This window comes from Vibrio makurazakiensis (assembly GCF_050337375.1).
Lineage (GTDB): Bacteria > Pseudomonadota > Gammaproteobacteria > Enterobacterales > Vibrionaceae > Vibrio > Vibrio makurazakiensis.
Map to the genome: position 1 here is coordinate 1 of NZ_JAKJSW010000165.1, position 9,774 is coordinate 9,774.

The 9,774-nt window shown below is 42.7% G+C and carries 11 protein-coding genes and 1 riboswitch; of the genes, 10 read left to right on the plus strand and 1 reads right to left on the minus strand.

The genetic code is table 11. The features are described 5' to 3' along the window. The first annotated feature begins 8 nt into the window (after window positions 1-8). Window positions 9-1,406 (plus strand): quorum-sensing sigma-54 dependent transcriptional regulator LuxO, encoded by a 1,398-nt coding sequence (gene luxO / locus L4C33_RS16150; RefSeq protein ID WP_428813444.1) that lies wholly within the window; start codon window positions 9-11, stop codon window positions 1,404-1,406. Window positions 1,407-1,409: 3 nt separating this feature from the next. Beyond that, complete coding sequence (gene luxU, locus L4C33_RS16155; protein ID WP_428813445.1) at window positions 1,410-1,757, plus strand: quorum-sensing phosphorelay protein LuxU; 348 nt, start codon at window positions 1,410-1,412, stop codon at window positions 1,755-1,757. Window positions 1,758-1,809: 52 nt separating this feature from the next. Here the strand turns inward: luxU and L4C33_RS16160 are convergent, their stop codons facing one another. Then, the gene (locus L4C33_RS16160) at window positions 1,810-2,694 is read right to left on the minus strand and encodes a YvcK family protein (protein WP_428813446.1); all 885 of its coding nucleotides are present in this window, start codon (window positions 2,692-2,694) and stop codon (window positions 1,810-1,812) included. 175 nt (window positions 2,695-2,869) lie between these two features. Continuing rightward, window positions 2,870-3,023, plus strand: a riboswitch (molybdenum cofactor riboswitch). Between L4C33_RS16160 and moaA the strand changes: the two genes are divergently transcribed. From moaA to L4C33_RS16200, 8 genes are all read left to right on the plus strand, one after another. Then, window positions 3,012-4,001, plus strand: coding sequence for a GTP 3',8-cyclase MoaA (gene moaA / locus L4C33_RS16165; protein WP_428813447.1), 990 nt, complete (start codon window positions 3,012-3,014; stop codon window positions 3,999-4,001). (Overlaps the previous riboswitch by 12 nt.) An 88-nt stretch (window positions 4,002-4,089) precedes the next feature. Next, a complete protein-coding gene (moaB, locus tag L4C33_RS16170) occupies window positions 4,090-4,602 on the plus strand; it encodes a molybdenum cofactor biosynthesis protein B (protein WP_428813448.1) in 513 nt (170 codons plus the stop codon). Between the two features lie 11 nt (window positions 4,603-4,613). Beyond that, the gene (gene moaC / locus L4C33_RS16175; protein WP_428813449.1) at window positions 4,614-5,093 is read left to right on the plus strand and encodes a cyclic pyranopterin monophosphate synthase MoaC; all 480 of its coding nucleotides are present in this window, start codon (window positions 4,614-4,616) and stop codon (window positions 5,091-5,093) included. Beyond that, complete coding sequence (moaD, locus tag L4C33_RS16180; protein WP_428813450.1) at window positions 5,090-5,335, plus strand: molybdopterin synthase sulfur carrier subunit; 246 nt, start codon at window positions 5,090-5,092, stop codon at window positions 5,333-5,335. The genes moaC and moaD overlap by 4 nt, the downstream gene beginning before the upstream one ends. A gap of 2 nt (window positions 5,336-5,337) precedes the next feature. Continuing rightward, complete coding sequence (moaE, locus tag L4C33_RS16185; RefSeq protein ID WP_428813451.1) at window positions 5,338-5,808, plus strand: molybdopterin synthase catalytic subunit MoaE; 471 nt, start codon at window positions 5,338-5,340, stop codon at window positions 5,806-5,808. 681 nt (window positions 5,809-6,489) lie between these two features. Next, complete coding sequence (locus L4C33_RS16190; protein ID WP_428813452.1) at window positions 6,490-8,121, plus strand: ABC transporter substrate-binding protein; 1,632 nt, start codon at window positions 6,490-6,492, stop codon at window positions 8,119-8,121. A gap of 115 nt (window positions 8,122-8,236) precedes the next feature. After that, the gene (gene oppB, locus L4C33_RS16195) at window positions 8,237-9,157 is read left to right on the plus strand and encodes an oligopeptide ABC transporter permease OppB (RefSeq protein WP_428813453.1); all 921 of its coding nucleotides are present in this window, start codon (window positions 8,237-8,239) and stop codon (window positions 9,155-9,157) included. Window positions 9,158-9,172: 15 nt separating this feature from the next. Beyond that, on the plus strand, window positions 9,173-9,774 hold a 602-nt coding region (locus tag L4C33_RS16200; protein ID WP_428813454.1), incomplete at its 3' end, for an ABC transporter permease subunit.

Below are 9,774 nucleotides of genomic sequence, written 5' to 3' on the forward strand. Positions count from 1 at the left end.
GCTAGGTTATGCAATCAAAAACATTAGACAATAAGTCGAAGTATTTATTAATGGTAGAGGACACAGCGTCTGTTGCTGCCCTGTACCGTTCCTATCTAACCCCTTTRGAAATTGATATAAATATTGTCGGTACTGGTCGTGAGGCAATAGAAAGCCTAAACCATAGAATCCCAGATCTTATCCTACTTGATCTTCGCCTACCTGATATGACTGGTATGGACGTGTTATTTGCCGTCAAACAGAAATACCCTGAAGTGCCTGTGATTTTCATGACAGCACATGGTTCGATTGACACCGCTGTTGAAGCGATGCGCCATGGGTCTCAAGACTTTTTGATTAAACCATGTGAAGCCGATCGCCTACGTATTACTGTCAATAACGCAATTCGTAAAGCGACGAAACTCAAAAATAGTCCTGAACATGCCGGAAGCCAAAACTACCAAGGTTTTATTGGTAGCAGCCAAACTATGCAGCAAGTTTATCGAACGATTGATTCTGCAGCGTCGAGCAAAGCCAGTATTTTTATCACGGGCGAAAGTGGAACKGGTAAAGAAGTGTGTGCAGAAGCGATTCATGCTGCGAGTAAGCGAGGGGATAAACCGTTTATTGCGATTAACTGTGCCGCCATTCCAAAAGATTTGATAGAAAGTGAGCTATTTGGTCACGTTAAGGGGGCGTTTACTGGGGCTGCGACAGACCGACAAGGTGCTGCTGAATTGGCTAATGGTGGAACACTTTTCCTTGATGAATTGTGTGAAATGGATCTTGAGCTTCAAACCAAATTGCTGCGCTTTATTCAAACTGGTACTTTCCAGAAGGTCGGTTCTTCCAAAATGAAGAGTGTTGACGTGCGCTTTGTGTGTGCCACTAACCGCGACCCTTGGAAAGAAGTCCAAGAAGGGCGTTTTAGAGAGGACTTGTACTACCGATTGTATGTAATCCCGCTACACTTACCACCTCTACGTGAACGTGGTGAAGATGTTATCGAAATCGCATATTCGCTGCTTGGTTATATGTCGGTAGAAGAAGGTAAAGCGTTTGCCCGTTTCTCTCAAGAAGTAATAGACCGCTTTAATCAATATGAGTGGCCGGGTAATGTACGCCAGCTGCAAAATGTTTTGAGAAACGTTGTTGTATTGAATAACGGTAAAGAGATCTCATTGGGTATGCTGCCCCCACCGTTGAATAAGCCTCTTGAAAATAGTCTTCGATTACAAGCTAAGCTTGATGAACAGATTACTGTTAAAGATATTTTCCCTTTGTGGATTACAGAGAAGACAGCGATTGAGCAAGCCATCAAGGCATGTGACGGTAATATACCAAGAGCGGCTGGCTTCTTAGATGTGAGTCCATCAACGATTTACCGAAAATTGCAGACTTGGAACGCCAAAGAGAATAAGGCTTAAGCGATGAAAATTTTAAATCAACAAAAAATAGACGAGCTAGCGGGAGAAATCGGTCAGGAAAACGTTCCAGTATTATTGAATATTTTTCTAGGAGAGCTTAACAGCTATGTTGATGCCCTAACTTCGGGAACATTGGTCGACATTCCTAAATATCTTGCAGAAACGAGTCATGCGTTAAAAAGTAGCGCGGCGAGTTTTGGTGCTGATAGATTATGTGGCTTTGCGATTGATATTGATGCGAGAGCAAAAGATTCGGGCTTAGTGAATGTTGCGGAAGACCTAGAAACAATTTTAGGTTTGCTAAGAGAGACTGAGACGGAATATCAAAGCTTGTTGGTCAAGTTGGGATAAAGGAGGAGTTGAGCATTCTATAATACTCCTCAGCCTCCTTCTCTTGAAGCTACTATAGAATGTCTACTATCGCTTGTTGCAGCTTTGCGCGATCATGACGCCAATCTCGGTTTGGTGACGCTAGGTCAACTGTGGCGCAGTTCCACTCAGAGGCTAACTCTGGGTGAGGCGTGTCGCCCAAAACAATATCTATTTTTCTCGCCTGACAAGATCGTTCACACCATTCAAGCTTTTCTTTTAAAGACATTCTGCCAGCAGGACCATATTCCGGGGATAGGTTTTCAATAAACACCACTTTTGCTTTTTTATTGTCAGCAATGGCTTGACCAATTTCAGGTAATAGCAGAGGGGGCATGATGCTGGTAAGGAAGCTTCCCGGACCAAGAATAATGCAATCGGCTTCTTCAATGGCGGAGAAAGCTTCTTTGGTTGCTGGAACTTCTGGTGACAAATCCAAACGACGAAGGTCTTGTTCCATTTCGTCAACGTTGGTTTCGCCATTGACCCACTTTCCATCAAATGACAATGCCGCTAAATCTGAAGGGTGCTCAGACATGGGTACAATATTAACATCGACGTTTAGCATATTGCGGATCAGATTGATCGCTTCTAGTGGACGAACGGATAGGTTGTCGAGTGCCGTTAGCATCAAGTTACCTAAGTTGTGCCCGTTAAGCTCACCTTGCCCTTTGAAGCGATATTCAAACATCATGGAACTGATAGAAGGATTAGTGATCAATTGATTAATGCAGTTTCGTGTATCACCCCAAGCTATTCCACCTTGGCAATCTCGAATTCGGCCCGTTGAGCCGCCATTATCTGTCGTTGCAACAATACCTGTCGCGTTACTTCCAAAGTCTTTGAGTGCAGCCAACATACGGCCAAGACCGTGGCCACCGCCAATTGCTACGACTTTTTTTGACGAATAGATACTCATGAATACTGTTCTTAATTTTTTATAACTCACTACAATCTAGAGTAACTGGTTGCTATCAGGTACTCAATAGGTGTTAATTTGAGTGTTTGGTATGGTTTTTTAACTTTAGAGCTAGATTCACTTACAATTATTAAGTATTTTATTACTCAGCTACTACTAGTGTAATCATGCACTGTAGTTGCCATAACTCCGAGCTCTTGGATGCTAAGTCGCACAGTGGTTTTTGGCTGTACCGATACGCATAAAGAGCCAGTGACATGTTGTCACAAGGGCCTAATTGGAAATGATTATGCCTCCCGTGTTTGGAAAGGTGTTCCGTGGCGCAACAATTCGAAGATAAATTCCAACGTAAGTTTTATTACTTACGCTTGTCGATTACAGACGTTTGTAATTTCAAATGTACATACTGCTTACCTGATGGCTATAAACCCTCAGGTCAAAAAAACTCGTCTTTTTTAACTGTTCCAGAGATCAAACGTGTCGTAACAGCGTTCGCTGACTGCGGTACAGATAAGATCCGTATCACTGGTGGCGAGCCAAGCCTACGCAAAGATTTCCTTGAGGTTATTGATACCGTTGCGAGTACTAAAGGTATTCAGAAAGTAGCAACGACAACCAATGGCTACCGAATGGAAAAGCATGTCGGCGATTGGCGAGACGCTGGTTTAACTCATATTAATGTTAGCGTTGATAGCTTAGACCCTCGTATGTTTCACCAAATTACAGGTGAAAATAAATACAAAGAGGTGATGGGTGGTATTGATCGCGCTTTTGAGGTGGGTTACGAGCAGGTAAAAGTTAACGTCGTGCTAATGAAAGACTTAAACAGTCACGAGTTACCAGCATTTCTTAACTGGATAAAGGACAGACCCATTCAGCTTCGCTTCATCGAATTGATGAAGACAGGAGAAATGGATGATCTGTTTGATAAGCATCATGTCTCTGGCGTAGCGATACGCAACCAACTGATCGCAAACGGCTGGCTTTTAAAAATTAAAGCCATTAACGACGGCCCAGCACAAGTTTTTGTTCATCCTGACTATAAGGGTGAAATAGGCTTAATCATGCCTTATGAGAAAGACTTTTGTGAAAGTTGTAACCGTTTACGTGTTTCCGCTAAAGGAAAGCTGCATCTTTGTTTATTTGGCGATCATGGCGTTGAACTGCGTGATTTGCTTCAACAAGATGATCAAGAAGCTGAACTTATTGAGCGAATTCAGGCTCAACTGCAAACAAAGTCGGTCAGTCACTTCCTCCACGATGGTAACAGCGGTATGACACCGCACTTAGCCTCTATTGGCGGATAGTACCCCTCTAAATTTTTATCGCACAGGCTCATTTGATCGTTGTTTGTGCGAATGATTCAATAAATTAATCAGATTGATAGGTGAACAAATGGGTCACGCAGAAAGCAAATTCCAACCAGCAAACATTGCAGTACTTACTGTTTCAGATACTCGTACCGAAGAAAATGATACATCAGGTGGCTACCTAGCAGAGCAGCTACAGGAAGCAGGGCACGTACTTGCAGATAAGAAAATTGTTATCGACGATATGTATAAGATCCGCGCTATTGTTTCTCTGTGGATAGCTGATGAAACGGTACAAGCTATCATGATCACTGGCGGTACAGGCTTTACTTCACGTGACAGTACTCCTGAAGCTCTTGTCCCTTTATTTGATAAGCAAGTTGAAGGCTTTGGTGAGTTGTTCCGCCATGTGTCTTACGAAGAAATTGGTACTTCGACAATTCAATCTCGTGCAATTGCTGGCTTTGCTAACCACACGGTTATTTTTGCGATGCCTGGTTCTACAGGTGCATGCCGCACGGGTTGGACTAAGATCATCAAACAGCAGATGGACGCTAGCCACCGCCCTTGTAACTTCATGCCACACCTTTCTGTATAAGGTGGTTTAGCATGAGCCAATTTACACACATTAATGCGTCTGGCGAAGCAAACATGGTCGATGTATCGGCTAAAGCTGAGACAGTACGTGAAGCGAGAGCAGAAGCATTCGTTCAAATGTCTGCAGAGACGCTAGAGCTGATTGTTTCTGGTAGTCATCATAAGGGTGATGTTTTTGCAACGGCACGTATTGCTGGTATTCAAGCTGCGAAAAAGACGTGGGACCTGATCCCACTATGTCATCCTCTTCTACTTACTAAAGTGGAAGTGCAGCTTGAAGCCATTGAGTCTGAAAATAAGGTTCGCATCGAATCAGTATGTAAGCTTGCTGGCAAAACAGGCGTAGAAATGGAAGCTTTGACTGCTGCATCTGTTGCCGCACTAACGATTTACGATATGTGTAAAGCCGTACAGAAAGACATTGTTATCGAGAATGTACGTCTGTTAGAGAAGACGGGTGGAAAATCGGGTCACTTTAAGGCGGATTCATGATTACTGTACTTTTCTTTGCTCAAACTCGTGAACTTATTGGTGTTGATAGTGTTGAAGTTGATTCGCAATTCAAGACGATTGAAGCGATTCGCAGCCACCTCGTAGCTCAAGAAGGCAAATGGGACATCGCTTTGGAAGAGGGCAAGCTTTTGGCTGCACTTAACCAATCTATTGTGCCACTAGCGACTGAAGTAAAAGATGGCGATGAAGTTGCTTTCTTCCCGCCAGTAACTGGAGGCTAGTCATGAATCCAAAAACAGTGGACTCTAGAGTGCTAGTAACCGCTGAAGATTTTTCAGTAGGTGAAGAGTATGACTATCTAGCTCAAGGTACCGCTTCAGGAGCCGTTGTCACTTTCGTAGGCAAGGTTCGCGACATGAACCTTGGTGATAATGTCATTGGTTTGTCTCTAGAACATTACCCAGGCATGACAGAGAAATCGCTTATCGAGATCTGTGACCAAGCTGAGGCTCGCTGGCCAATTCAGAAGATGCGAGTGATTCACCGTGTGGGTGACCTTGATATAGGTGACCAGATTGTTTATGTGGGCGTATCAAGTGCCCATCGCGGTGCTGCATTTGAAGCGTGTGAGTTTGTGATGGACTTTCTGAAAACTAAAGCGCCATTTTGGAAGAAAGAAAGAACAACAGAATCGACTCGCTGGGTTGAATCTCGAGACTCTGATGCTAAAGCTGCGGAACGCTGGGAAAAGTAACTTTCTATTTTACTGTCTTGTGAGAACTAGATTACCTTTGGTTGTTGATTCATCTATTTAGATAAATAGAGATAGTCAGACCAAAAATTACGTTCCATTAATTATTAAAACCGACTCTAGTAGTCGGTTTTTTTGTGTCTGATGTTTAGTAAAAAGGAGAGTCATTAGTTAGGAGTAAATGAATAGTTAGCAAATCTGAATAGAAATTCAGGCTACTTTAATATGTGTAGTGGTGCAGTCTTTTCTGCTGTTTTCCATTGAGTGATAGTCTTCACAAATAAAGTAAGGATTTTAGGTGATATGTGATGTGCAATTAGATTTCATGTGGCGTTAATGTTAATTTGTACGCCGTGTTCTAGCATAAGATGCTAATAAAAAGTATCAAAACAGATATATCAACACTTACGGCTAGGTTTTGATAAAACCCTCTATTTAACTCTCTACATATTGTGGTTTTGTTGGAGTTTTACACTGACACATTGAATATTCCGGAGAATTATCCGATTTTTTGCCAGTTCTTTATGGCAAATTACTTCAATGATTGATAGTGTGTGCCGCAATCTTTGTAAGGTTTTAGATTTTTATGCTTATTTTTTAGGCTAAATAAATCTAAATCACTACCGTTCAGTGAACCGAGCAAAGAAGTCATGGATGCAATACAAAAAACTTGGAGTTTTAAACATGTACAAGAATAAGATCACTCAGGCCCTTCTTCTAGGTGCTGGTTTGGCAATGGCTGCCACTTCTACAACTTCTATCGCGGCTGACGTTCCAGCTGGTACTAAATTGGCTAAAGTTCAGGAACTTGTTCGTGGTAACGGTACTGAAGTAGCAACAATTGACCCTCATAAATCTCAAGGTGTACCAGAATCTCACGTTATTCGCGATCTTCTAGAAGGTCTAGTGAATCAAGATGCAGACGGCAAAACAATTCCTGGTGTAGCTGAAAGCTGGGAAACGACAGACAACAAAACATTCACTTTCCACCTACGTAAAGACGCAAAATGGTCTAACGGCGATCCTGTAACAGCCGAAGATTTCGTATACAGCTGGAAACGTGCAGTCGATCCTGCGACAGCTTCTCCATATGCTTGGTACATGGAATATACCAAAATGGTGAACGCGAAAGACATCGTAGCGGGTAAGAAAGACAAGAGTGAGCTAGGTGTTAAAGCCGTAGATGCAAACACACTTGTTGTTGAGCTAGAAACAGCGGTACCATACTTCGTAATGATGATGGGCCACACAACAGTGAAGCCAGTACATAAGGCAACTGTTGAAAAATTCGGTGACCAATGGACTAAGCCGGGTAACTTTGTAGGTAACGGCGCGTTTGCTGTTGATAAGTGGGTTGTTAACGAACGTCTAGTTCTAAAGCGTAACGACCAATACTGGAACAACGATAAAACTGTTCTAAACAAAGTAACGTTCCTACCAATCGAAAACCAAGTAGCGGAAATGAACCGTTTCTTATCTGGTGAAATCGACTTTACAAACGAACTTCCAACAGAGCACTTCAAACGCCTGAAGAAAGAACACGCGGAAGATGTATCTGTAGCGGGTAACCTGTGTACTTACTACTACATCTTTAACACTAAGAAAGCACCATTTGATGACGTTCGTGTTCGTAAGGCTATCTCTTACGCAATCGACCGTGACATCGTGACTGGCGCAATCCTAGCACAAGGTCAAAAACCAGCTTACTTCCTTACTCCTGAGATTACAGCGGGCTTCGATCCTGAGCTTCCTCAGTACGGTAAGATGACTCAAAAAGAGCGTAACGCTGAAGCGGCACGTCTTCTTGAAGAAGCTGGTTACGGCAGAGATAACCCACTTAACTTCAACCTACTTTACAACACTTCTGAAAACCATAAGAAGATTGCTGTAGCACTAGGTTCAATGTGGAAGAAGACACTAGGTCTTAAAGTAACGCTTGAAAACCAAGAGTGGAAAACTTACCTATCTTCTAAAGATTCTGGTGACTTCGAAGTAGCACGTGCTGGTTGGTGTGGTGACTACAACGAAGCGTCGTCTTTCCTAACGCTAATGAAGAGTAACAACACTACCGGTGGTGTTCACTACGATAGCGCAGCTTACGACCAAATCATCGATAAAGCACTTAACTCTACTTCAGCAGAAGAGCGTGAAGCACTTTACCTTGAAGCGGAGAAGCTAATGGCGAACGATATGCCTATCGCTCCTATCTACCAATACGTGAAATCACGTCTTCTATCTCCGCAAGTTGGTGGTTTCCCAACAAACAACGCGGAAGATAAGATCTTCTCGAAAGACCTATACATCAAAGCTCAATAATAAGAGCTTCGATTCAAAAAAGTTAATATAACTATAATGATACAGACCTACATGCGCAGTGCGCGCATGTAGTGTCTTTCTAATTTTAATTGTCACAGACTGAAAGAGTGAGTTTATGCTTAAATTCATTATGAAAAGGATATTTGAAGCGATTCCAACTATGTTGGTGTTGATCACTATATCTTTCTTTCTAATGCGTTTCGCCCCGGGTAACCCGTTTTCAAGCGAACGTCCATTACCGCCAGAAGTTATGGCTAACATCGAAGCTAAATACGGCCTAGATAAACCTGTATTTGAACAGTACACCACGTACTTAACCAATATCCTGCAAGGTGACTTTGGTCCTTCTTTCAAATACCAAGATTACACAGTAAATGAGTTGATTGCAGTTGCTCTTCCTGTTTCTGCGAAAGTGGGTTTCATCGCCTTTATCTTTACCCTGATCATGGGGGTATCGGTCGGAACCATCGCCGCATTGAAGCACAACACATGGGTCGACTACACCATAATGTCGACTGCCATGCTTGGGGTCGTAATGCCCTCATTTGTATTGGCACCAGCTCTAATTTACCTTTTCTCACTGCACTGGAATATATTCCCGGCAGGTGGTTGGCATGGCGGTACCTTTGCGTACATCGTGCTACCAGTTATCGCGATGTCTCTTTTGTACGTAGCCACTTTTGCTCGTATCACCCGCGGTAGTATGATCGAAACCCTAAACAGTAACTTTATCCGAACTGCTCGTGCAAAAGGCCTAAGCTACCGTTATATCGTTCTTAAACATGCACTTAAGCCAGCAATGCTACCTGTTGTTTCCTATATGGGCCCTGCATTCGTAGGTATCATCACAGGTTCAGTTGTTGTTGAAACCATCTTCGGCCTACCAGGTATCGGTAAGCTGTTTGTTAACGCCGCGTTTAACCGTGACTATTCGTTAGTAATGGGTGTAACCATTTTGATTGGTTTCTTATTCATTCTATTCAACGCAATTGTTGATATTTTACTAGCGCTTATTGACCCGAAAATTCGCTACTAACAGGGACGCATGGTTATGTTGAAGAAAAAAGAAAATTTAGAAGCGATCGAAAAGTTCTCTGAGAACTTGGAAATTGAAGGTCGTAGTTTGTGGCAAGACGCGCGTATTCGTTTTATGCGTAATAAAGCTGCAATGATCAGTCTATTTATCCTAACTATCATGATACTTGCGGTTATCTTCCTGCCAATGCTGGCACAGCACGCATACGATGATACTGATTGGTACGCAATGCACGTTGGTCCAAATGTGGATCACTGGTTTGGTACTGATAGTTTAGGACGAGATTTATATGTTCGTACTTTAATCGGTGGCCGAATCTCGCTAATGGTTGGTGTGATGGGCGCATTCGTAGCAGTACTTATTGGTACGCTTTACGGCGCTGCATCTGGTTTCATTGGTGGTCGTACAGACCGAGTGATGATGCGTATCCTAGAGATTTTGTACGCGGTTCCATTTATGTTCCTAGTTATCGTACTAGTTACATTCTTCGGTCGTAATATTGTACTTATCTTCGTTGCTATCGGTGCCATTGCTTGGCTTGATATGGCACGTATTGTACGTGGTCAAACACTAAGTTTGCGTAGTAAAGAGTTCATTGAAGCAGCACATGTATGTGG